Origin of the sequence: Streptomyces sp. NPDC007164 (genome assembly GCF_040634135.1) — a bacterium.
In the GTDB taxonomy this organism is placed as follows: domain Bacteria; phylum Actinomycetota; class Actinomycetes; order Streptomycetales; family Streptomycetaceae; genus Streptomyces; species Streptomyces sanglieri.
This window is the reverse complement of the sequence record NZ_JBEYFB010000058.1, coordinates 12,701-35,947: the sequence shown is the minus strand read 5'-3', so window position 1 is coordinate 35,947 and position 23,247 is coordinate 12,701. Positions and strand designations below refer to the sequence as shown.

Below are 23,247 nucleotides of genomic sequence, written 5' to 3'. Positions count from 1 at the left end.
CCAGCGTGTTGTGGGCCTTGCTGCGTGACGGACGAGTCTTCACCTCCGCTCCGCCTGTCACGCAAGCGGCTTGACTTCATCATTGAGACTCCTGGGGCATGAACAGCTCTGACGGCCGTCAGGTTCCACCCTCGCCCTCAACGCGTGGTTACATCCAGTTGAACGCACAGACAGAACGCGGCGACGGGCGGAGGCGGAGGTCCGGCGCCCCCGCCCGTCGCGACTCGGCCCTGCCTGCCGTACGGGCGGGCCTCAGTCCTCCGGCACACCCGAGGCACCCAGCGCGGCCGCCGGATCGTCGTCCGCCGGACCCGCCGGGACCCAGCGCCCGCTCTCCTTGCGGTACGGCCACCAGCGCCCGTCCCGTCCGTACCGGAGCTGGACGCCGCCGTCCACCGCGGTCCAGCGATTGCCCACCGCCCGCAGCCGGGGCCGCTCGCCCTCCTCCCACGCCCCGGCGAGCCGTGCCCGCGCCCTGGCCAGGTGCTCCGGATCGGGAGTCCACTCCTCTTCGAGCACGGTCAGCGCGGCCACCCCGCCGTACCCCCAGGCCCGCACTGCCGCGTCGAGCTCCGCCCCTCGCCGCCCCGAACCGGCGGCCAGCCGCTTCGCGACCCAGGGCTCGGGCCGGGCCTCAGCGGCCAGCCGCACGGCATCCTGCTGTGGGGTCAGCGCGGCCGGCGCCGGCCGCTTCTCATGGCCGGGCAAGAGCGCTTCGGCCAGCATCCGGTGGGCGCGCGCCGCCCCGTCCGCCGCCAGCATCTCCAGTGCCGCCGGATCGACGCCTGCTTGCGGCTCGGTCTCCGTTTCCAGGGACGGTGCCGGGCCGGGCTCCGCGGGCAGCGGCGGAGGCTCGGGCAGCGGCGGCAGGATGTCCCGGGCCGCGAACGCCTCGTCCGCCCGTATGCCCCGGTCGTCGGCGCTCGCCGTCACGGCCTCGCAACCGTCGGCCGGACCGGACGGCGCGTGCCCCTCGGCGCGGGCCGCGATCCGGACCTGGAGCTCGTCCAGCAGCCGCCGCTCACCACGCCCCCGCATCAGCAGCAGCACGAACGGGTCCTGGTCCAGCAGCCGCGCCACCTGATAGCACAGCGCGGCGGTGTGCGGGCAGTGGTCCCACGCCTCGCAGGTGCACTCCGGATCCAGATCGCCGATCCCGGGCAGCAGCTCCACCCCGGCCGCCGCCGCGTCCTCCACCAGGTGCGGCGGCATCTCCCGGTCCAGCAGCGCCGCGATGTGCCCGGCCCGCTCGACGGCCATGCCGAGGAACCGTTCCCAGTCCGCCTCGCTCAACTCCTGGAGCAGCACGTCGCTGCGGTACGTGGACGAGTCCCCGTCCCGGACCACCGCGGTGATCCGGCCGGGCCGCACCGAGACCGCACCGACCCGGCCCTCGCGGGCGAACCTGCGCCCCTTCTTCAGTTGCCGGCCGTCCAGCGCCGTGTCCTCCAAGGCCTTCAGCCAGGCCTGGCCCCACCAGGACCGGGCGAAGCCGTGGCCGTGCGCGGGCGGCAGCGCGGCGAAGGTCCGCTCCTGGCCCGGGGCGGCGTCGCCCGTGCCGTCGCTCCCGTACTCGCCGCCGTCGTCACCGTAGTAGCGGTCGCCGTCGTGTCCGTCGCTCATCGTGTGCCCCCTCGCAGCTCCACCAGATCGGCCAGTTCCGCATCGGTCAGTTCGGTCAGCGCCGCCTCGCCGGAGCCGAGCACCGCGTCCGCGAGCCCCTGCTTGCGGACCAGCATGTCGGCGATCCGGTCCTCGATGGTGCCCTCGGCGATCAGCCGGTGCACCTGCACCGGCTGGGTCTGGCCGATCCGGTACGCGCGGTCGGTGGCCTGTGCCTCGACCGCCGGATTCCACCAGCGGTCGAAGTGCACGACATGACCGGCCCGGGTGAGGTTGAGGCCCGTACCGGCCGCCTTCAACGACAGCAGGAAGACCGGTGCCTCGCCTGCCTGGAAGCGGTTGACCATCGCCTCGCGTTGCGCGACGGGCGTGCCGCCGTGCAGGAACTGCGTACGCACCCCGCGCGCCGCCAGATGCTGTTCGAGCAACCGGGCCATCTGCACGTACTGAGTGAAGACGAGCACGCTCGCCTCCTCCGCAAGGATCGTATCGAGCAGCTCGTCCAGCAGCTCAACCTTCCCCGAACGGTCCGCGATCCGGGGCTCGTTCTCCTTCAGATACTGCGCCGGGTGGTTGCAGATCTGCTTCAGAGCCGTCAGCAGCTTGACGACGAGGCCGCGCCGGGCGAAGCCGTCGGCACCGGAGATCGCGTTCAGCGTCTCGCGCACCACCGCCTCGTACAGACCTGTCTGTTCCGCCGTCAGCGACACCGTGCGGTCCGTCTCGGTCTTCGGCGGCAGCTCCGGCGCGATACCCGGATCGGATTTGCGCCGTCGCAGCAGGAACGGCCGGACCAGCGCGGCGAGCCGCTCGGCGGCCGCCGGATCACCGCCCTCCGCGGTCCGCGCGTAGCGGGTGCGGAAGGTGCCGAGCCGGCCCAGCAGACCGGGCGTCGTCCAGTCGAGGATCGCCCACAGCTCGGAGAGGTTGTTCTCCACCGGAGTGCCGGTGAGCGCCACCCGGGCCCGTGCGCCGATCGTCCGCAGCTGCTTGGCCGTCGCCGAGTACGGGTTCTTCACGTGCTGCGCCTCGTCCGCGACCACCATGCCCCACCGGGCCTCCGCGAGCTTCGGCGCGTCGAGCCGCATGGTGCCGTATGTGGTGAGGACGAACTCGCCGTCCGCCAGGTCGGCGAGGCTGCGCGATGCGCCGTGGAAGCGGCGCACCGGAGTACCCGGCGCGAACTTCTCGATCTCCCGCTGCCAGTTGCCCATGAGCGACGTCGGGCAGACCACCAGCGTCGGACCGGCGGCCGAATCGATGCTCCGGCGGTGCAGATGCAGCGCGATCAGCGTGATGGTCTTGCCTAGCCCCATGTCGTCCGCGAGACAGCCCCCGAGCCCGAGCGAGGTCATGGTGTGCAGCCAGTTCAGACCGCGCAGCTGATAGTCGCGCAAGGTGGCGGCGAGGTCCTCGGGCGGTCCGACCGGCTGCTCGCCCTGCTGCCCGGCCGCCTCCGGATCGGCCAGCCTGCGGCGCAACTGCTCCAGCCAGCCGGTGGCCCGGACCTCGACCCGCTCCCCGTCGACCTCGGTGGAACCGGTGAGGACCGCGCCCAGCGCGTCGATCGGTGCGACCTTGCGGTCCCGGGTCCCACGGGCCCGCCGGGCCTCCTCCGGGTCGATCAGCACCCACTGGTCCCGCAGCCGTACCACCGGCCGGTTGGCCTCGGCCAGGCGGTCCAGTTCCGCGCGGCTCAGCTTCTGATCACCCAGCGCGAACCACCAGTCGAACGCCAGCAGGGCGTCGGCCGACAGGAGCGGCGGAGCCCCGGACCCGCCGCGTACGACGCCGTCGTGCTCCCCGTCCTCCTCGTCGTCGGGCGGCCCGATCACGGCGCGGGCGGTAAGCTTGCGGGCCAGTTCCTTGGGCCAGTGCACCTGGACCCCGCTCGCGGCCAGCGCCCGTCCGGCGGGGCCGAGGAGCTCGGCGAGCTCGTCGTCGTCCGGGTCCACCGAGTCGGGCACGGCGGCGGACAGCAGCGGGGTCAGCGGAGGCCAGGCACGGGCCGCCCGGCGCAGCGCGGGCAGGACGTCCATCCGGGCACGGGGACCGAAGGCCGCTGCGGTGCCCGCACCGCCCGCCCAGACCTCGGCCGCATCGGTGACCAGCGTCGGATCGCTGACACTGTGGATCTGCAGAACCACACGGAAGGAGGGCCCCGCGGATTGCCCGCCGTCCTCGTCCGGTGCCGTGAGCCCGGACACCTCCACCCGGAGCGAGAGCCGGACGCCCGCGTCGTGCCCGGCCGCGACATCGGTGGCCCAGGCCCGGTGGCCGGGCAGATACTGCGGCTCGTCGACGGTGAAGGCCGGGCCGCCGGCGGCCGACGAGGCGGCCGGAGTACGGGGCAGACCGTCCGCCACGGCGTCGAGGAACGCGCGCAGCAGCCGTTCGGGCTCGGGCAGCAGCACGGGCTCCGCGGACCCGTCGAGCGGAACCGCGTGGGCCAGGGGCGGCATCGAGGCGGCGAGCGTCCGGATCCGCGACTGGTCGTCCGCGGTCAGCGGACCGGCCCGCCAGGCGTCGTGGTCCGTGGCGGTGAGCCCCGGCAGCAGCAGCCCCCGGGCGGCGAGTTGGAGAGCGAGGAGAGCGGCCGCACCCCAGAAGGCGGCCGCGTCGGAGGCATGTGCCGCGAGCCGGGCACGCGTCAGCACCGGCAGCGCGTCGCGGACCGGGAGCAACCGTGCCGGTACGCCGTACACCCGTGCGTCGGCGCCGACGACGGCCAGCTCCTCCACGCAGCCGGGACCATCGGGCGGGCCGCTGCCGTCCGGATGCCAGAAGGCGATGCGGCCGGTGCGGGCGGGATCCCCGGGCAGGAAGACCACGGAGCAGGCGGAGAGTGCGGAGATCTCGGGGAGCGTTGCCGCAGGGAGTCTTTGCACAGTGATGCCGAATTCCTCAAATTTGACTAGTGGGGGTCGGGTCGCCGAGGGTACCCCGGCGATGCCCTCACCCGTGAGGGAAATCGAAGTGATCCAGAACACATTCCGACCCGTCGGGAAGTCCCGCTGCGCGCCGGCCGGGGGCCGAGCCGCACCCCCGGGTGTGGCCAGCACCCCCATCGAGGGCGGGGGTATACCCCCGGGCACCCCGGGTGGTGGCGCCATGGCTGCCGCATACCCGGTCCCCATACGTTTCTACAGGTCAGCGCAGCTTTCCAGAGACCGGAGACGTCATGCCCCAGGCCACAGCCACCGCAGCGGAAGGTACCCGTGACGGCGCGGGCGGTTCCGGAGCGGTCGGTGACGGAGCGGCGGGCGCGGCAGGTGCCGCCGACGCCGGGACGGGAACCGGTCCGGCACAGGGCAGCGACTTCGCGCCCCTGCTGCGGTCCGTGAAGGGGCAGGGCCTCCTGGAGCGGCGAACAGGGTGGTACGCCGCGGGCATCGCCGTCAATCTGATCGCCCTGGGCGCCGTGGTCACCGGCATGGTCCTTCTGGGCAATACCTGGTGGACCCTGCTCCTCGCACTGCCGCTGGCGGTCTTCTGGTCGCGCACCGCGTTCGTCGGACACGACGCCGGGCACGCCCAGATAACCGGCGACCGAGGGACGGGACGTGCCATCGGCCTCGTGCACGCCAACCTGCTGCTCGGGATGAACGAGGCATGGTGGAACGACAAACACGTACGCCACCACGCCAACCCCAACCACATCGACAAGGACCCGGACGTCGGGGTGGGCGCCCTCGTCTGGACACAGAAGCAGGCGGCCCAGCGTGAGGGCTTCGCCCGCTGGCTCACCCGCAACCAGGCCCGGCTCTTCTTCCCGATGCTGCTCCTGGAAGGCATCGCGCTCAAGATCTCCGGATTCCAGTACCTGCGGCGGCAGCCCGCCAGGGAACGAGCTCTCGCGGCACTGCTCCTGGTCGCCCACCTGGGCCTCTACGCGACACTGCTGCTCACCGTCCTGTCCCCGGGGAAGGCCGTCGTCTTCGCGCTCGTGCACCATGCGCTGTTCGGCCTCCATCTGGGCATGGCTTTCGCCCCGAACCACAAGGGCATGGAAATGCCGGACCCCGACGGCGAACGCTGGGGCCACCTCCAGCGCCAGGTCCTCACCTCGCGCAACGTACGCGGCGGCATCCTCACCGACTGGTTCCTCGGCGGGCTCAACTACCAGATCGAACACCATCTCTTCCCGAGCATGCCCCGACCGCACCTGCGCCTGGCACAGCCCATGGTGCGGGCCCACTGCAAGTCGCTGGGCATGCCGTACGCGGAGACCGGACTGATCGAGTCCTACCGGCAGGCGCTGCAGCACATGCACGAGGTCGGAGAACCATTGAGGTGAGTCATCGGGTGCCTGGAACCGATGGGCGGGCACATGCGTTCTCACAGCAGGAGCGGCTCCGGGCCGCGAAGGAGGCGTGGACGATGTCGAACAGCGCGAAGATTGCCATCGGGGGAGTGGTCGTAGCGGTCATCCTGATGCCGTTCATCGGTTTCTGGCTGTCGTTGCTGGTCCTGATCGGAGTTCCGGCCGTCGCGTATCTGATGCTGGACCCGGGTCAGCGGCGCAGGCTCCGCAGGATCACCCGCAAGGAAATAGGCCGCTGACGGGACTCAGGACGGCCGTACCGCGAGCGCGTCCAGAGCCTTCAGTAGCCCCGGCAGTTCGCTTCCGCGCCCGACCGGCAGCACCTCGCCGGGCTCCTCGTCCAACAGGATGAACGCGATGTCGTCGGTCCGGGCGACCAGGGACCAGCCGGGCCCGTCGGCGCGCAGCATCCGGGCCTCGCCCGTGGCGAAGGAGGACCGGACACGGCCGGGCGGCGGCGGGGCATCGACGTAGGCGTGTGCCTGGGCCAGCGCCCGCCGTACGCCGGGGTGCACTCCGGAAGGCGAGTCCGTGCCCGGTTTCACGGCGGCATTGTCGGGCTGGTCGCCCCCGGCTCCGGTCTCGATGTCGGCCTCACCCTGAACCTCTACTTCAGGGTGAGGGTCGGGTGCATCGAGGTGGGGCTCGGGCTCGGGCACAGGTGCAGACCCGGGCCCGGATCCGGATCCGGGTTCAGGTCCGGATCCGGGTGTGGCCTCGCCTCCGGTGCTGTCCATGCGCGGCGGGTCGGCGAAGGCCGTCCCGTCGTCGATCTGCTCGCGCCATGCGGTCCACCGGTGCGCTATCTCGTCCGCGCCCATGCGCCGCTGGGCCGGCCCCCACGACTCCGTGTCGGGCGGTGTCAGCGGCGCCGGTTCGGTCCCCTCGGCCTCCGGGTCCGGCAGCGGATCGTGCGGCGCGGCCACGCCCGGAGCGGCGACCGCCACCGGGAGCGGCCAGCCGGGCAGCGCACAGACCACCGAACGGTCGTCGGGGGAGAGGTCGTAGTCCATGCCGCAGTCCCAGGCCGCGATCGCGACGGCGACCAGCGACACGTCCTCGACGACGACGGTCCACCGTGCGCCACTCCCGTCCTGGCCGAGGACCAGCCCGTACCCCTCGGCGTACGGTTCGAGCGCGAGCGCCGCACAAGCGGCCGGATAGTCGTCACCGAGGACGCTCGGGAACTGCGCCGGTGTCAGCAGCACCGCGGTCAGCACATACAGCGCGTCGTCGTCGGCGACCGTGTCGATCGGCGCAGCCACGGCACTCTCCTCGTCCGTCGTCGTTGTCCGTCGGCGCACCTTAACGAGTGAGTAACCCACTCGTCGAGGCCCTGACAAGTCCGGACGCCGGCTGTGTGCGAGGCCGGACGGCGCTCGTCATCCGGCGGGAGTCCACGCAGGGCGCGGGCCACTGACCACGGCGATTCGCCGCGCTCGCGGGCCGGCGCGATGACGGCCCGGCCGGTCGGCTCGCTGACGCCGGAGGAGAGCGCCTCGGCGACAGCCGGCCGCTCGCCCGGTGGCGAGAGCCTCGGGCCACACCGGGCCGCTCGCCCGGTCGATCCGTGCCCGATTCTCCTCCACGGATGCCGGGACGAAGGTGGCGGGCCTCCGCGAAGAGGTTGTGCGGTCCGTGCCGGTTCTCATCGGCGGGTGTTCCCGCCGAAGTAGAGTTGGACCTTCGGCCGACACGAGGGGGAATCACCGTGAAGCGGTACGACTGGTTGAAGGAGATTCAGCGTCTCGACCCGGAGCGCGACTTCCTTCGGATCTATCGGATCATGGCAACCCACGAGTTCCCCTGGGACATCACCCGGGCGCTCGAACTGGCCCTGTACCGAACCTATGCCGTGCCCAGCATCGGCCGACTCCTGGCACGGACCGCAGAGCTGACGGACCGTTCGCAGAAGCGCTACGACGACACCGCATTGCTCCTGGACACTGTCATGGAGCACGGCTTCGACAGCGACCCGGGGCGTACGGCACTGCGCCGGATCAACCAGATGCACCGCAGCTACGACATCAGCAACGACGACATGCGCTATGTGCTGTGCACCTTTGTCGTCACCCCGAAGCGCTGGCTCGACTCCTACGGCTGGCGCCGGCTCTCCGACCACGAACTGCGGGCGTGCGCCGCCTACTACCGGGTCCTGGGTGCGCACATGGGAATCAAGGAACTCCCGCAGACGTACGAGGACTTCGAGCGCGTCCTCGACACCTATGAGGCAGAGCACTTCGGCTGGGACGAAGGGGGACGCCGCGTCGCCGACGCCACCCTGGACCTGATGAGCTCCTGGTACCCGCGTCCGCTGGCCCCCGCCGCGCGGAAGGTTGCCCTCGCGCTGCTCGACGACCCCCTGCTGCGCGCATTCCGGTACGAACGCCCGAGTGCTGCGGCCCGCAACCTCACACATGGCGCACTGCGGCTCAGGGCGCGCGCGGTGCGGCTCCTGCCGCCGCGCTCCACCCCGCACTACGCCCGGCAGAACCCGGAGATCAAGGGCTACCCGGACGGCTACGAGGTCTCCGGGCTGGGGACGTTCCCCGTCCAGGGCGTCGGAGGCTGCCCGATCCCGCACGACCCGCGCTCCGGGACACCGGTGGAGTGAGCCCGACGACACGGGGCGGGGGCGTCAGGACGCCCGTACGGCGAGGGCGAGGAAGCGGTCGTCCTCATCGGTGTACGCATCGAGCCGCCAGCCCGAACGTGCCAGCAGCGGCCGGAGACTGGGCTCGGCCCGCAGATCACCGTCCGTGATCCGGCGGCCGTGACGCGCCGCGAGGGCCGCCCGTCCGACGGGATGGAAGAGCGCCAGCCGTCCGCCCGGTCGCACCACTCGTGCCAGCTCCGCCAGGTCCGGGCCGGGACGCGACAGGTGGGAGATCAGCCCGGCCGCGAACACCGCGTCCAATGATGCCGACCTCAGCGGCAGCCGCGCGACATCGGCGAGCAGCAGCGCCCCGTCCCGGTCCCGCCCCGCCCGTACCGCCGTCTCCAGCATTGCCGCTGTGAGGTCCACGCCCACGACTGTGCCCTGCGGTCCGACCGCCGCTCGCAGGGCGGGAAGCGCCCGCCCTGTGCCGCAGCCGGCGTCGAGCACCGTGTCCCCCGGGCGCAGCGAGAGGGAACCGGCAGCTGCCGCGTAGGCGGGTCCATCGTCCGGGAAGCGGGTGTCCCAGTCCGCCGCGCGCGCCGTGAAGAACTCCTGGATGTGTGCGTGGTCATCGGCCATGCGGACATGATCGCGTAGTTGCCGACGGAGCGAAGCGTCAGGAATCGGGGTCCCCGGCCCAGGGGACACCTGGACCACGCCACCTTCGGCCCGGGCCGGCCCGGGGCCCAGCGGCGCACAGTCCGACCTGATCGGACTCGTCGGCTTCGACGGACCACGCACCGGTCCGACGGGCCGCACGGGCCCCGCTCCCCGCTCCGACGGAGGGGAAGGAAGGGCCCGTGCCCGTGATTCGCGGGGTCCGTCCCGGTCAGACGTTGACGCCGTAGTCGGACGCGATTCCCGCCAGGCCGGAGGCGTAACCCTGGCCGACCGCACGGAACTTCCACTCCGCGCCGTGCCGGTACAGCTCGCCGAAGACCATGGCGGTCTCCGTCGACGCGTCCTCGCTGAGGTCGTAACGCGCCAGCTCGACGCCGTTCGCCCGGTTCACCACGCGGATGAACGCGTTGCGGACCTGGCCGAAGCTCTGCCCACGGCTCTGCGCGTCATGAATGGAGACCGGAAAGACGATCTTGGCCACATCCGCCGGGACGGTCGACAGGTCCACATTGATGGACTCGTCGTCGCCCTCGCCCTCACCGGTCAGGTTGTCACCGGTGTGCTGGACCGAACCGTCCGGGCTCGTGAGGTTGTTGTAGAAGACGAAGTGCAGATCGGAGAGGACCTTCCCCGCGTCCGAGCACAACAGCGCGCTCGCGTCCAGGTCGTGGTCCGCGCCCGTCGTCGTCCGTACGTCCCAGCCCAGGCCGACCGTCACTGCGGTCAGGCCGGGTGCCTCCTTCGACAAGGAGACGTTGCCGCCCTTGGCCAGGGTCACACCCATGAACATCCTCCATTGATCCAGTGGTCCAGCGATTCGGTGAACGGCGCTGTTTTCGCCGTCACCCGGTCAACGACGGCGTCGTGACCATGGTTCCCTTGCTTGCGCAAGCCTTGAAGTGAACGTCCGTGAGACGTGCCGTACGTTGGTGGGCCGGTGTCCTAAGCGGGTGGGTCGGTGCGGGGCGCCTGCCCATCGGTCTCCTTCATGGCCTTCGCCTCACTCTTCAGGATCCGCATGGATTTGCCCAGGGCTCGGGCTGTGTCCGGCAGCTTCTTCGAGCCGAACAGCACGATCACCACGATCGCCAGGATCAACAGGTGCCAGGGTTCGAGGCCGTTGCGCAACATGTGCGTCCCGCCCTTCCTTTCGGTGTTTTGGCCGGAGTTTCCGTTCGGCATTCGCGGACAGTGCTTCAAGCTGGCTGTAGGCAGGTCCGATGATCGGTTCGAGCATCAATACTTGCTACATTGCGCAACTGTACAACCATGGGGCGGCGGAGCGCGTCTTCCCTCATGGGAACCGGACGGACGGGGTGGCCGATGACGGGAAGTCGCAAAGCGGGAGCGGGCAGGGGAAGGGCCGGGCGCCTGCGCCGGACAGTCATGTTCGGGCTGTCGTTCCTCGTGCTGCTGGTCGCCGGAGTCGGCTGGGGCTACCTCAAACTCGGCGGCAGCATCGACACCTTCAGCGCGGACGGCATCTCCGACAACCGGCCGCCCGACTCCTCGGAGGGGCAGAACGTCCTGGTCATCGGATCCGACTCGCGTTCGGGCGACAACAGCAGGCTCGGCGGCGGCACGGGCGAGGTGGGACGCTCCGACACCGCGTTCCTCCTCCATGTCTACGGCGATCACAAGCACGCGGTCGCCGTGTCCATCCCGCGTGACGCGCTGGTCGACATCCCGGCCTGCAAGGGGCCCGACGGCAAGTGGACCGCCCCGCAGCACGCCGTCATGTTCAACGGGGCGTTCTCGGTGGGGGAGACGGCCGAGGGGAACCCGGCCTGCACCCAGAACACCGTCGAACACCTCACCGGCCTGCGCGTCGACCACACAGTCGTCGTCGACTTCGCCGGATTCTCGTCGCTGACATCGGCCGTCGGCGGCGTCCCGGTGTGCCTGCCCCAGGACATCTACCAGCGCGATCTCAGCCCGAAGCGGACCACCCGAGGGTCCAAGATCTTCACCAAGGGCCCCCAGACCGTCTCCGGTCAGCAGGCGCTCGACTACGTCCGGCTGCGGCACGGCATCGGCGACGGCTCGGACATAGGGCGTATCAAGCGGCAGCAGGCCTTTGTCGCCTCCCTCATCAAGAAGGTCAAGTCCCAGGGACTGAACCCCACCACGCTGCTGCCCCTGGCCAATGCGGCAACCGACGCGATGACCGTCGACCCCGGACTCGGATCGGCCGACCGGCTGCTGTCGTTCGCCATGTCGATGAAGAAGATCGACCTGCACAACACCAAGTTCGTGACCGTCCCCTGGCGATACGAGGGGGCACGCGTCGCCATCGTCGAACCCGACGCCGACGCGCTCTGGGCCGCGTTGAAGGCCGACCGTACGGTCGACGGCAAGGACGCCAGCGGCAAGGGGTCGGGCAAGACCTCGGACAAGGGCGACGGGAAGGACGGCCGCCCGGAGTCCCCCGCAGCGGACACCCCGGTCTCCGGCAGGGGAATCAGCGTCGCCGTCTACAACGGAACCACGGTCAGGGGGCTCGCAGCCCAGGCGGCCGAGCTCCTGCGCTCCCGGGACTTCACCGTCACCACCACGGCCACGGCGAGCAGCCAGGACCGGACCTCGACCGTCATCGAGTACGGGCCGGGCCTGAAGGACCAGGCGGCAACCACCGCGCGGCTCTTCGCGGGCGCACGGACGTCGGAGTCCGGCACCGCCGGAATCCAGGTGATCCTGGGCAGCGACTACGCACAGAACCCGACAGCCTCCGCCGGGGCGCCGACCCCCTCGACCGTTCCTTCCGCCGTCGCCGACGAGGCCCGGTCAGCCGACGACGACCCGTGCGCCGACCTCTCCTACGGCTGACCGGCCCTCAGCAGTGGGACGGCGGCACTCGGCGCGGCGTCCCGGCCGTCCGGAGCTGCAACACCGGGTGACGGGGAGCCGCGAAACCGTACGACTCGTACAGCGCGGCCCCGTCCTCGGTGGCGTTCAGATTGACAATTGTGACCCCGGCCTCCTCGCGGAACCAGCCGAGCAGGGCTTCGAGGCAGACCCGGGCGTGCCCCAGACGGCGCCGCCGGGGATCGGTGCTGACATTGGAGACGTGGCCCTTCAGGCCGCTGAGGTTCGCCGGGCCGGGGGCGTGCGCGTCACACGTCCCGACCGCGCTGGAGACGACGCCGAGCACGGGATCGTCGACCAGGAACGCGGCGAACTCACCGGGCCGGCGCAGCCGCTCGGCGAACCACCGCGCGGAGGCCGCCCGCCACGGCGCGTCGGGGCCGGCCGTCTCCACACCCATCCCGTCCAGCATCAGCCCGCGCAGACGGACCAACGCGGGCACGTCGTCGGGCGTGGCACGACGGGCACGCACAACCGGCTCGTCACCGGGACCCGTGACGGCCTCGCCGTGTGTCTCCGGGCCTTCGGCGGGTGACGGGATCACGACCGGCTCCACTTCCGCTCGTAGCGGGTCCGGGCCGCCCGCAGACCGTATGCGTAAAGGGCCAGCACCGTCGCCAGCAACAGGTAATAGAGCGGCGGCAGCGCGCTCATGCCCAGCAGCCCACCGAGCGGGGTGAGCGGCAGCAGCAGGCCGACCACGGCGAGACCGCACGTGGCCACCCGCAGCGGCCCGCCACCGCGACCGCCGGCGACTCCTCCGCCCGTACGGAGCAGCAGCATCACCAGGGCCTGGGTCAGCAGATTCTCGGTGAACCACCCGGAGTGGAAGGCATCCTGCCCCCCGGACGTCGCGGAACCGTGCAGGGCGACGGCCAGCACGGCGAACGTCGCCAGGTCGGCGGTGGCGTTCAGCAGACCGAATGCCGTGATGAAGCGGAGGAAGTCGCGCGGACGCAGCACCGTGGGCCACCGCAGCACCTCGGACGCGGGCCGGTCGAAGGCGAAGGCGAGCTGCGCCACGTCGAAGCACAGGTTCTGCACCAGGACCTGCGCCGGAAGCATCGGCAGGAACGGCAGCATCAGCCCCGCGGCGAGCATCGCGATGACATTGCCGAGGTTCGACGAGAGCGTGATGCGCAGATACGTGGCGATGTTCCCGCTGGAGTGCCGGCCCGCGGTGATCGCGTGATCGATGGCCGCGAGGTCCTTCTCGGCAAGAACGACGTCCGCGGTCTCCCTCGCCACGTCGACCGCGTTGCGCGGACAGATGCCGACGTCCGCCGCGTGCATCGCGGGCAGATCGTTGACCCCGTCACCGAGGAACCCGGTGGTCCGTCCGGCCGTGCGCAGCGCGGACACGATCCGTGCCTTGTGCTCCGGCGTGCAGCGGGCGAAGACCGTGACCCGGTCGGCGGCCCTGGCCAGCGCCTCGTCCGGCAGCGCGTCGATCCGGTCCGCGGACATGACCTCGCCCGGGTCGAGGCCGAGATCCCGGCAGGTACGGGCGACGGTGCCGGGGTCGTCGCCGGTGAGGACCTTGACGGCGATGCCCCGGTCCTTCAGCGCGTCGAGGGCGTCCGCCGCGCTCGGCGTGAGCGCGTCCCGCAGAGTGACGAAGCCGAGAAAGGTCAGCCCCCTCTCGTCGGCCGTGGTGTACGGGCGCGGCCGGGCCGGGCGCTCGGCGCGGGCCACGGCGAGCAGCCGCAGACCGTTCGTGGTCTCGCGGGCGGCCAGCTCGCCCAGCCGGGTCCGTTCGGCCTCGTCCAGCGCGCACCGTTCGAGCACCGCCTCGACGGATCCCTTGGTCACGAGCGTGTGCACACCGAGCTTCCCGGGGCGGCGGACCACCGCGGTGGCGAGGCGGCGCACCGGATCGAACGGCAGCGCGGCGACGCCGTCGTACGCGGACAGCGGCTCGTCCCGCTCCTCGGCCGCGTCCAGCACCGCCTCGTCGAGAGCGTCGGGGGCGGGCAGATCGGCGAGTTGCAGCGTCCACAGCGCGTTGACCGCGGCCCAGTGGAGCGCCTCGGGACCGGTCCGGCCCGACGCGTTCAGGGAGCTCTCCACGACCGGCCGGTCCTGGGTGAGGGTTCCGGTCTTGTCCACGCACAGCACATCGATCGCACCGAGGTCGTGCAGCGCGGGCAGCCGCTTGACGATCACCCCATGGTTCCCGGCCAGCAGCGAAGCGCCCCTGGCCAGCGCCGTCGTCACGATGACCGGCAGCATTTCCGGAGTCAGCCCGACAGCCACCGCGACGGCGAACGGCAGCGTCTCCAGACCCCGGCCCCGCAGTGCCGCGTTGGCCATCAGCACCAGGGGCGGGGTGAGCAGCATGAAGCGGATCAACGTCCAGGAGATCCCGTGCACCGAACGTTCGAAGGCACTGGCACCCCGGCGGCGCGCCGAACTGTCGTACGCGGCGGCGAACCTGGTCTCCGCACCCGTCGCCGTCACCACCGCCGTACCGCTGCCGGACGCCACACTGCTGCCCTGGAAACACAGCTCCGGCCGGGCGAACGGCTCTTCCTCGGCGCCGCTCCCGTCGCCGGAGGCGCGGAACCCCGGCGGAGTGTCCACGGGATACTTCGCGACCGGCACCGATTCACCGGTGAGCGCCGACTGATGAACGGTCAGGCCGCTGGCACGCAACAGCCGCACATCGGCGGGTACGAGATCACCCGGACCGAGCCGGATCACATCACCCGGCACCAGCTCCCCGACGGGCAGCTCACGGGCGTGCGGCGTGGCATCCGGCCCCGTGCGGCGCAGTACGGTCGCGGTGGTCGCCACCAGCTCCCGAAGCGCGGCCGTGGACCGGTCGGCCCGGTGTTCCTCCGCGGAACGCAGCAGGCAGCTGACGACCACGAGCACGAGTGTCACGCACGCCGTGCCCCATGAGGCCACCGCCGCCGAGACCAGGCCCAGACACAGCAGGACCGAGGTGAACGGATCGCGCAGACTGCGCAGGAAACGGCGGGGCCAGGAGACCGGACGCCAGGCCGGCAGCGTGTTCTCGCCGTACCGCGCCAGCCGTTCACCGGCCTGCTCCTCCAGCAGCCCCCTCGGTCCGCTGTCCAGCGAGCGCAGCACCTGGAGGGAGGTCGGTGCGGCAGCCTCGGTGTCGTGGGTGGCACCCCGCCCGGCTGTCGCGGCAGCCATCGGTACAGCGACGGCGGACGGGCCATCGGGGTCGTAGGTGCTGCCGGGACCTGCGGCGGCACTGCTCTCAGGCACCGAGCCCACGGAGGCGTGAGGACTGTGCGGGCGCGTGTCCGGCACGCTCCGCGAGCTGGCCGACCATCAGCCGGACGACGGTCACCACATCGGGATCGTCGACCAGGTACACCTGGCGGCGGCCCTCGCGCCGGGACCGTACGAGCCCCGCCAGCTTGAGCTTCGTCAGGTGCTGGCTCACCGAAGGAAGGGTGCCGCCCACCCGGTCCGCGAGTCCGGTCACATCGCTCTCACCCTGGGACAGGGCCCACACGATGTGCAGCCGCGCGGGCGTCGCCAGCAGGCCGAAGGCCGCTGCGGCCTCCGCCAGTACCTCCGCGGGCGGATCCTCGAAACCGCCGTCGGCAGCTCTCGACACTCTTGCTCTCCCTGTCCGCGTGGCTCGATTCCTCGCACCCGAAGCTTCAGTGTAGGCGCCGGAAAGAGGCGGTCCCTTGCGAGGACGAGCGGATTGCGGACCGATGATCACGGTGCCCGAGCCGCTCGGATGGGCTCCGACCTGCGCCTTCGACGTCCGGAGACGCACTGGTGAGAGAAGTGATCGATGCCTTCCGAGCACACTGCCAACACCTACGAGGAGACGGCAGGGGAGGCCGTGGAGAGTGACGTACTCGCGCTGAAGACATTGGTCGTCGGAGGCTTCGGCGTCGAAAAGACCACGCTGGTCGGAGTCGTCAGCGAGATCCGGCCACTGCGAACGGAGGAATTTCTCAGCGAGGCGGGGCAGTCGGTCGACGACACGGACGGGGTCGTTCGGAAGACCACCACAACCGTCGCCATGGACTTCGGACGGCACCATCAGGTCCGGGCCCTCGCTCCATCTGTTCGGCACACCGGGACAGGACCTCTTCTGGTTCCTGTGGGACGAACTCTCCCGGGGCGCGCTCGGCGCCGTCGTCCTCGCCGACACCCGTCGGCCGGAGGACCGCTTCCCGGCCGTCGACTACTTCGAACACCGCCGCGTCCCCTTCGTCGTCGCAGCCAACTGCTTCGCCGGCGCTCGCACATACGGAGAACGCGAGGTGTTCCGCGCGCTCGATCTCGACCGCGGCACCCCAGTCGTCCTGTGCGATGCGCGCGACCGGGACTCCGGCAGGGAGTTCTGACCCGCATGGTCGAGTACGCCGGCCGGATGCACACCGCCAGGCTCCTCGACCCGGTGAGCTGACCCTGCCGGATGTTCCGCCTGCGCCCGATATGGGGCCCGGACCAAGCCACATGACGAAGGAGTGCTTGCCCCCGAGTGACCAGTGCGCAAGGCTTACGGCAACGGGGCACGGGGAACGTATGAGCGGGGAGGAGCAGGGAATGGCGCTGGACAGGGGACTCGACTGGCTCCTTGACGACCTGACGAGCAGGGTCGAATACATACGGCACGCCCTGGTGCTGTCGAACGACGGACTGGTGACGGGTGCGAGTAGGGGGCTGGCCCGCGAGGACGCCGAGCATCTCGCCGCGGTCTCGTCCGGGCTGCACAGCCTGGCCCGTGGATCGGGTCGCCACTTCCGGGCCGGGAAGGCCCGGCAGACCATGGTGGAGTTCGACGAGGCACTGCTTTTCGTGACGGCGGCGGGGGACGGCAGCTGTCTGTGCGTGCTGAGCGAGGCCGAGGCCGACGTCGGCCAGGTCGCCTACGAGATGACGTTGCTGGTCAACAGGGTCGGTGAACATCTGGGTGTCGCCGTGCGGCAGTCGGCGGGCGAAGGGGCCGACCGCCTCTGATCCGGTGATCCGGCCGCGGAGTTATCCACAGGCCGGGCGGATGGATTCTCTTCCGGGCTACGGTGATCGCAGAGAGTGACCGAGCTTCGCGGGGGAGAGTGTCATGACTGTTGCTGAAGACGTGTGTACGGGGACCACCGGTGCGGCGGTGGTGGGTGCGCCCACGGCAAGCGCGATGGCGGTGGCCACGGCGGCGCAGGAACTCGGCTTGAAACGCGGCGAGTTCGCGATCGCCGTACACCTGGGGATGATCCGCCTGACGGTGCCGCGGGACGGTGGACGGCCGAGGGTCGGCCGCGACGAGATCGAGCGGCTCCGGTCGCAGGACGGGTTCCCGGAGGCGCTGAGGGAGCGGGTGCGCACGGTCGGGACGGCGGCGGGCGCTCGGCAGCTCGGGATCAGTCCGGACCGCTTCACCAAGCTCGCCCGCGCGGGATGCCTCACGCCCATCACCTTCTACCTCAACCGGTACCGCGCGATCGTCTGGCTCTATCTCGCCGACGAACTCACGGGGTTCGCCGCCCGGGAACCGCAGCTACTGACCGGCAGGACTCCGGGCTGGCTGCGCGACCGGCTGGAGGGAGGTGCCGACTGCCGGGCGGGCAACTGGCGTTCACGCCGGGTCGAACGACTGCTGAGCCTCACCGAGGATCCATGGGCCCGAGTGGCCGTGCTCGCGGACACGCTGGACCCGGTGCAGTTGGCGGAGGTGGTCGACGATCCGTACGAACGCGCGTACCTCGCCAGGCTCCGACCCGAGCCTTCCTTCGGGCCGACCGGTCCGGTATGGGCACGGGAGACCATGGCGCACCTGATGCGAGCCGATGAACCGGACGAGCTGTTGTGGCGGCGGGTGAACTTGATCATGGAGCTGGACAACGCCCGGGAGGTTCGGCCGGCACCGCGTCCGGGCAGGGATCGGCGTGCCTTCCAGTCTCCGGGAAGTGAGCGTGCGCCCGCCCCGGATTCTCGCGCCGATGCCGATGCCGATGCCGATGCCGGGTCCGGGGCCAGGCCCAGGTCAGAGTCCGGGTCCAGGTCCGGTCCGGAGTCCGCCCTCGTCCCCGGGGCTCCTCCTTCTGTCCCGCCGGGGCCCTGCCCGGGGCCCGGCCCGGTCCAGGCGCCGACGGGCGCAGTGGAACCAGTGGTTGGCCTGCTTGCCCGGATCGGTCTGCGCAGGCGCACAGTAAGGGAGGCGAAGCGCCGGCAATCCCCGCCGGGGCGTGTGCCGTTCGGTGGGTGATGGGGTGGGTGCCCCTGAACGCACCCCGAGGGGCAGCCGCCGGACGGAGGAAAAGAGCTCGCGGGAACAGAACGGCAGCGGCATTCTGTCTCCCATGCTGATCAGGGAAGCCACCACCGAGGACTGGCCCGCTATCTGGCCCTTCTTCCACGAAATCGTCGCCGCGGGCGAGACCTTCACCTACCCACTCGATCTCGGTGAAGAAGAGGCCCGCTCCTGGTGGCTCCTGGAGTCTCCCAACCGTACGGTCGTCGCGGTCGACGACGACGGGACGGTCCTCGGCACGGCCAAGATGAACACCAACCACATGGGCAATGGTTCGCACATCGCGAGTGCCAGTTACATGGTCGACCCCAAGCATTCGGGCCAGGGCGTCGGCCGGGCCCTGTGCGGGTACACCCTGGACTGGGCTCGCACGTCGGGCTTCCGGGCGATGCAGTTCAACGCGGTGGTGGAGACGAACGTCCACGCCGTCAAGCTCTACCGATCGCTCGGATTCGAGATCCTCGGAACGCTCCCGGAGGGATTCAACCACCCGGAAAAGGGCTTCGTCGGGCTGCACATCATGCACTGCCGCCTCTGACGACGGCGCCGCCTCTCACCCTCCCATCCGCAGCGAGCCCGTCACGTCCGAAACAGTGGTGATGTGCGGGCAGTTGTTGCCGCAGGTGCTTCGTGGGGCGGGTGCGTGGGGTGTCGGCGGGGGCAGTACTCTGCGCCCCACCGCCATTCAGGCGATGAAACACATGCGGAGGAAGAATCCATGACCATACCCAGGAGATCGTTGCGCGCCGCGGGAACGCTCGCAGCCGCCGCGGTCGTCGGCCTGACCGGCGCGGTGCTCACCGCCGGCCCGGCCGCAGCTCACACCCCCACCTGGGCCGTGACCTGCTCCGAGGTGAGCCTTGACCTGACCGCCTACAACAGCAAGGTCACCAACCAGGTGACCGTCACTGTCGACGGCAAGGACCTCCTGTCCACCGAGACCTTCGGCAGGGAGTTCCACAAGAAGCTGGAGCTGCCCAAGCACGACAAGGAGCTCACGGTCCACCTCGTCGTCAAGGCCGGCGACGGTGACAACTTCTCCCGCGACGAGACCAAGTCGGCACCCGTGTGCGAGGACGCCACCCCGCCGCCCGCGCCGTCCGAGGGCACCCCGTCGCGGGCACCCTCCACCGAGGCGCCGACCCCGAGTGCCAAGCCCAGCGAGGCGCCCTCGACGTCCGCGCCCGCCGTGGCCACCCCGAGCCCGAGCTCGCCCGACCTGGCCGAGACGGGTTCCTCGTCCGCCACCCCTGTCATCGCCGGAGCGGCCGTGGCCGTGCTGTTGGCCGGCGGCGGCGTCATGTGGTCCGTGCGCAAGCGTCGTACCGCACAGCACTGACGGATGAGCCGGTGGTCCTGACGCACACTCTGCCGGGACCACCGGTCGTGGCCGCGCCGCCGCACGCCCGGCGCGTGGGGCGGCGCGCCCTTCGAAACACCGTCACACCTGCTGCGCGGCCGGCCGGACAGTGACGACGGGCGGCACCGAGGGCCCGATCTCGCACCAGACCGCCTTGCCCTCGCCGCGAGGCTCGATGCCCCAGCGAGTGGCGACGGCATCCAGGAGCAGCAGCCCCCGGCCCGATGTCGCGGTTTCGCCCGGACTGCGTCGCCTCGGCCAGGCGCTGGAGCGGTCCTGGACGGAGAGCCGGACCCGCCGGACCGGCTCCGGCAGCACCTCCAGTGTGAGGACCGCGCCGCCCTCCGTGTGCAGCAGGACGTTCACCAGCAGTTCGCCGGTCACCAGCTCGGCGTCGTCGGCGAGTTCGGCCATCTCCCAGTCGGTCAGGGCCTGTCGCACGATGTTCCGGGCGTCGGACAGGCCCTCCGGGTCCGCCTGGTGGACGTACTGGTGCAGTCGCGGGGCCCTTGGCGACCCGGGGTCCGGGCTGCGCCGAAGGACCAGCAGAGCCACATCGTCCCCCGAACCCCAACGCTCCCAGAGCCGGTCCGAGAGATGGTCGGCCAGCGCCTGGGCGCTCGCCGGCCCCGCGCTCACCTCATTGATCAACGCCTGCAACCCCGTGTCGATGTCGGCACCAGGCTCTTCCACCAGCCCATCGGTGTAGAGAACCAGCGTCTCGCCCGGAACCAGGTCGAGCCGGGTCTCCGGGAACTCCTCGTCCTCGAAGTCGGTCGAGATGCCCAGCGGCAGACCGCCCCGCACCTGGGGGCTGCCGACCCGCCCGTCCATGTGCCGGATCAGCGGGCCGAAATGCCCGGCCCGGACCACGCGCACCGTGCCCGACGCGAGATCGACCTGGGCGTACGTACAGGTCGCGAAGCGGTCCGTGTCCAGTTCGGCGAGGAAGCGCGAGGCCCGGGCCAGCACCGTCGAGGGAGGGTGCCCCTCGCCGGCGTACGCGCGCAGCGCGATGCGCAACTGGCCCATGATGGCGGCGGCGTGCGTGTCGTGCCCCTGTACGTCACCGACCACGATCCCGAACCGGTCCTTGGGCAACGCGATCACGTCGTACCAGTCACCGCCGACCTGCCGTCCGCTCCAGGCGGCGTGGTAGCGCACGGCGATCTCGCCGCCCTCGATCTCCTGGATCCGCCGCGGCAGCATCGCGGACTGGAGCCCGGTGGCGAATTCGCGTTCCTCGTCGAAGAGCTTCGCGCGCTGGAGGGACTGCGCCACGATGGCGGCCAGCCCCAGACACAGGTTGCGCTCGTCCGCGTTGAAGGACGTGTTCTCGCGGTAGAAGAGCGCCAGTGTGCCGAGAGGACGGGCCTGGGCCACGAGCGGCAGATAGGCGGCGGCCCGGAACTTCAGCCGGCCGGCCGAGGGGGCAAGCACCGGGTAGCGATGGGTGAGAGCCGAGACCGAGGTCAGAAAGCGGGGCCGGCCACTGAGCACGGTGTCCGCCAGGGGGAACCGCCGGTCCAGCCCGGCGTCCCCGAGCCCGTCGATCGCCTCCGCCGAATCGCCGCTCAGGGCGATGACGCTCAGCGTGGTGTTCTCGACCAGGCCCAGCGAGAGACCGTCCGCCCCGAGCCGGGCGAGCCCGCCCGGTCCGGTGAGCGCCGCGGTCACGTCGTCGACGGTCACCGCACGTGACAGCGCGCTCGTTGTGCGTTCAACGATGCTGGTCTGTCGCTGCCGCCGCTTTTCCAGATCGAGCACGAAGGCCGAATGGGTGACCTCCGCGGTGGCATCCTGCACCACCCCGACGATCCGGTGCGCCCGGCTGTCGTCGCTGCGCAGGATTCGTGCCTGGATGCGGGTCCACTGCTCCCTGCCGTCGTCCATCGGAACCCGGAAATGGACGCTGTACGAACTGCGACCGCTCTTGATCGCCTCGTCGATCGCCACATCGAGACGGGTCCGTTCCGACTGTTCCAGCCGGTCCAGCACGGTCTCGGGCCGTGAATCGAAGGTCTGCGGATCCAGACCGAACACCAGCAGCCCGGCATCGTCCATGTCGAGCGTTCCCGCCTCCACGTCCCACTCGAAGCTGCCCATCCGATTCATGGCAAGGCGCTGAGCCGTCGCGATCTCGCCATTGTGCGACTTCTCGATCAGCGGGCGAGGCGGGACGGAAGTGCTCGGTTGCTGGTCGTGATCGGTCATTCCTGCTCCGGAGGTCGCCGGGCGGGGCTGCCGGGCGGCGCGGCCCGTACTGGGTGACTCAATTGTCGAACCGCTTCCGGCAGGTTGCCACAGCGGAAACCCGGCGAAATCCGGCTGGAAGACAGGATCGTGCGGGCCGCGCGGACTCCGGACCTCTGCTGTCCCGACACCGGCCCCGCCCCGCAGAATGGCAGCGGAAGATCGTCCGCGATCGGCGGTCGATACGGCACAGGGGCTGACCGGAGCGCATTCATGAACCACGAAGATCCAGTTCTGCTGCACACCGAAGGATGCATCCGGCACATCACGCTGAACCGCCCACGTGCCCTCAACGCACTGAATCACGCCATGGTGGCCCGCGTCGCCGAAGCACTCACCGACGCCGAGCACGACGACTCGGTCATCGCGGTCCTGATCACCGGCGCGGGCGAGCGGGGGCTCTGCGCGGGCGGCGACATCCGGTCCATCTACGAGGACGCCCGGGCCGGCGGCAGCGAGTCGATGGACTTCTGGCGCGAAGAATACCGGCTCAACGCCCGCATCGCCCGATTCCCCAAGCCGTACGTCGCGATCATGGACGGCATCGTGATGGGAGGCGGCGTAGGAGTCTCGGCCCACGGTGACGTCCGTGTCGTCACCGAACGCTCCCGCATCGCCATGCCCGAGACCGGCATCGGATTCGTCCCCGACGTCGGCGGCACCCGTCTGCTCGGTGCGGCTCCCGGCGAGCTGGGCACCCACCTGGCGCTCACCGCGGAAGCGGTCGGCGCCGGCGACGCGCTGCTGTGCGGCCTCGCCGACCACTTCGTTCCGTCGCGGCGGCTCGCCGGACTCACCGCGGGCCTGGCCGACTGCGGCACGGCCGCCGAGATCGAGGAGACGGTGCTGCGGTACGCCTCACCCGCGCCGGAGGGCGAACTGGCCGCGCACCGTGAGTGGATCGACGCCTGCTACGGGGCGGCCTCGGTGGAGGAGATCGTCGACCGGCTCGACAACAGCGGCGTCCCTGCCGCCAAGCAGGCCGCCGAAACCATCCTGACCAAGTCGCCCACCTCGCTCAAGGTGACCCTCTCCGCTCTGCGCAGGGCGCGTCGGCTCGGCAGCCTGGAGGCGGTGCTCGACCAGGAGTACCGGACTTCGTGCACCGCCTTCACCAGGCCCGACTTCGTGGAGGGCGTACGCGCCCAGATCATCGACAAGGACCGCGACCCGCGGTGGAGCCCGGCGGCTCTCGCCGGGGTCACCGACGCCGACGTCGCACTCTTCTTCGCCCCGCTCGGCGACCGCGAACTCGGCCTGGCCGCCACCTCCGGAACGACGGACTGAGGCGC

The 23,247-nt window shown here is 70.9% G+C and carries 19 protein-coding genes and 2 pseudogenes; 10 read left to right on the top strand and 11 right to left on the bottom strand.

All coding sequences use genetic code 11. From position 1 onward, the window contains the following. Positions 1-252: 252 nt before the first annotated feature. Positions 253-1,623: an SWF or SNF family helicase gene (locus ABZ622_RS37045; RefSeq protein WP_360550973.1), complete on the bottom strand. Its 1,371-nt coding sequence runs from the start codon at positions 1,621-1,623 to the stop codon at positions 253-255. Next, positions 1,620-4,511 (bottom strand): DEAD/DEAH box helicase, encoded by a 2,892-nt coding sequence (locus ABZ622_RS37040; RefSeq protein WP_360550971.1) that lies wholly within the window; start codon positions 4,509-4,511, stop codon positions 1,620-1,622. Before ABZ622_RS37040 ends, ABZ622_RS37045 begins: the two co-directional genes overlap by 4 nt. A gap of 293 nt (positions 4,512-4,804) precedes the next feature. Between ABZ622_RS37040 and ABZ622_RS37035 the strand changes: the two genes are divergently transcribed. Together ABZ622_RS37035 and ABZ622_RS37030 are read left to right on the top strand one after the other, a co-directional pair. Then, positions 4,805-5,920, top strand: coding sequence for an acyl-CoA desaturase (locus ABZ622_RS37035; protein ID WP_360550969.1), 1,116 nt, complete (start codon positions 4,805-4,807; stop codon positions 5,918-5,920). An 83-nt stretch (positions 5,921-6,003) separates the two neighbouring features. After that, positions 6,004-6,186, top strand: coding sequence for a hypothetical protein (locus tag ABZ622_RS37030; RefSeq protein ID WP_360550967.1), 183 nt, complete (start codon positions 6,004-6,006; stop codon positions 6,184-6,186). A gap of 6 nt (positions 6,187-6,192) precedes the next feature. On the opposite strand, the gene ABZ622_RS37025 is transcribed toward ABZ622_RS37030, so the two are convergent. Together ABZ622_RS37025 and ABZ622_RS37020 are read right to left on the bottom strand one after the other, a co-directional pair. Further along, on the bottom strand, positions 6,193-7,212 hold the full coding sequence (locus tag ABZ622_RS37025; RefSeq protein WP_360550965.1) for a hypothetical protein: 1,020 nt from the start codon (positions 7,210-7,212) through the stop codon (positions 6,193-6,195). A 125-nt stretch (positions 7,213-7,337) separates the two neighbouring features. After that, positions 7,338-7,657 (bottom strand): annotated as a pseudogene (locus ABZ622_RS37020) (hypothetical protein); the annotation flags it as partial. Position 7,658: 1 nt separating this feature from the next. Here ABZ622_RS37020 and ABZ622_RS37015 point away from each other — a divergent pair. Further along, positions 7,659-8,561 (top strand): oxygenase MpaB family protein, encoded by a 903-nt coding sequence (locus ABZ622_RS37015; RefSeq protein ID WP_360550963.1) that lies wholly within the window; start codon positions 7,659-7,661, stop codon positions 8,559-8,561. 24 nt (positions 8,562-8,585) lie between these two features. Here ABZ622_RS37015 and ABZ622_RS37010 read toward each other — a convergent pair whose 3' ends face one another. The 3 genes from ABZ622_RS37010 to tatA form a co-directional block, all read right to left on the bottom strand. Beyond that, positions 8,586-9,185, bottom strand: coding sequence for a methyltransferase domain-containing protein (locus tag ABZ622_RS37010; RefSeq protein ID WP_360550961.1), 600 nt, complete (start codon positions 9,183-9,185; stop codon positions 8,586-8,588). 250 nt (positions 9,186-9,435) lie between these two features. Continuing rightward, positions 9,436-10,011, bottom strand: coding sequence for a TerD family protein (locus ABZ622_RS37005; RefSeq protein ID WP_360550959.1), 576 nt, complete (start codon positions 10,009-10,011; stop codon positions 9,436-9,438). Between the two features lie 158 nt (positions 10,012-10,169). Then, positions 10,170-10,358: a Sec-independent protein translocase subunit TatA gene (gene tatA / locus ABZ622_RS37000; RefSeq protein WP_360550957.1), complete on the bottom strand. Its 189-nt coding sequence runs from the start codon at positions 10,356-10,358 to the stop codon at positions 10,170-10,172. A gap of 255 nt (positions 10,359-10,613) precedes the next feature. Between tatA and ABZ622_RS36995 the strand changes: the two genes are divergently transcribed. Then, positions 10,614-12,053, top strand: coding sequence for an LCP family protein (locus ABZ622_RS36995; protein WP_360550956.1), 1,440 nt, complete (start codon positions 10,614-10,616; stop codon positions 12,051-12,053). Positions 12,054-12,060: 7 nt separating this feature from the next. Here ABZ622_RS36995 and ABZ622_RS36990 read toward each other — a convergent pair whose 3' ends face one another. The 3 genes from ABZ622_RS36990 to ABZ622_RS36980 form a co-directional block, all read right to left on the bottom strand. Continuing rightward, positions 12,061-12,636: a GNAT family N-acetyltransferase gene (locus ABZ622_RS36990; RefSeq protein WP_360550954.1), complete on the bottom strand. Its 576-nt coding sequence runs from the start codon at positions 12,634-12,636 to the stop codon at positions 12,061-12,063. Continuing rightward, positions 12,633-15,257 (bottom strand): magnesium-translocating P-type ATPase, encoded by a 2,625-nt coding sequence (gene mgtA, locus ABZ622_RS36985; RefSeq protein ID WP_360550952.1) that lies wholly within the window; start codon positions 15,255-15,257, stop codon positions 12,633-12,635. Before mgtA ends, ABZ622_RS36990 begins: the two co-directional genes overlap by 4 nt. Before the next feature lie 67 nt (positions 15,258-15,324). Next, the gene (locus ABZ622_RS36980; RefSeq protein WP_317859854.1) at positions 15,325-15,690 is read right to left on the bottom strand and encodes a metalloregulator ArsR/SmtB family transcription factor; all 366 of its coding nucleotides are present in this window, start codon (positions 15,688-15,690) and stop codon (positions 15,325-15,327) included. Between the two features lie 186 nt (positions 15,691-15,876). On the opposite strand from ABZ622_RS36980, the pseudogene ABZ622_RS36975 reads away from it, so the two are divergent. The 5 genes and pseudogenes from ABZ622_RS36975 to ABZ622_RS36955 all read left to right on the top strand — a co-directional run bounded on the left by ABZ622_RS36975 (position 15,877) and on the right by ABZ622_RS36955 (position 19,681). Beyond that, positions 15,877-16,500, top strand: a pseudogene (locus tag ABZ622_RS36975) (ATP/GTP-binding protein). Between the two features lie 140 nt (positions 16,501-16,640). Beyond that, positions 16,641-17,054, top strand: coding sequence for a roadblock/LC7 domain-containing protein (locus tag ABZ622_RS36970; RefSeq protein WP_360550950.1), 414 nt, complete (start codon positions 16,641-16,643; stop codon positions 17,052-17,054). Positions 17,055-17,229: 175 nt separating this feature from the next. Continuing rightward, positions 17,230-18,297: a DUF6397 family protein gene (locus ABZ622_RS36965; protein ID WP_360550975.1), complete on the top strand. Its 1,068-nt coding sequence runs from the start codon at positions 17,230-17,232 to the stop codon at positions 18,295-18,297. A 94-nt stretch (positions 18,298-18,391) separates the two neighbouring features. Beyond that, positions 18,392-18,880 carry a GNAT family N-acetyltransferase gene (locus tag ABZ622_RS36960; RefSeq protein WP_360550948.1) on the top strand — a complete coding sequence of 163 codons (489 nt, stop codon included), beginning with the start codon at positions 18,392-18,394 and terminating at the stop codon, positions 18,878-18,880. A 180-nt stretch (positions 18,881-19,060) separates the two neighbouring features. After that, positions 19,061-19,681, top strand: coding sequence for an LAETG motif-containing sortase-dependent surface protein (locus ABZ622_RS36955; RefSeq protein WP_360550946.1), 621 nt, complete (start codon positions 19,061-19,063; stop codon positions 19,679-19,681). 102 nt (positions 19,682-19,783) lie between these two features. On the opposite strand, the gene ABZ622_RS36950 is transcribed toward ABZ622_RS36955, so the two are convergent. After that, complete coding sequence (locus tag ABZ622_RS36950) at positions 19,784-21,916, bottom strand: SpoIIE family protein phosphatase (RefSeq protein ID WP_360550944.1); 2,133 nt, start codon at positions 21,914-21,916, stop codon at positions 19,784-19,786. Between the two features lie 252 nt (positions 21,917-22,168). On the opposite strand from ABZ622_RS36950, the gene ABZ622_RS36945 reads away from it, so the two are divergent. Beyond that, a complete protein-coding gene (locus ABZ622_RS36945) occupies positions 22,169-23,242 on the top strand; it encodes an enoyl-CoA hydratase/isomerase family protein (RefSeq protein ID WP_360550942.1) in 1,074 nt (357 codons plus the stop codon). Positions 23,243-23,247: the final 5 nt, after the last annotated feature.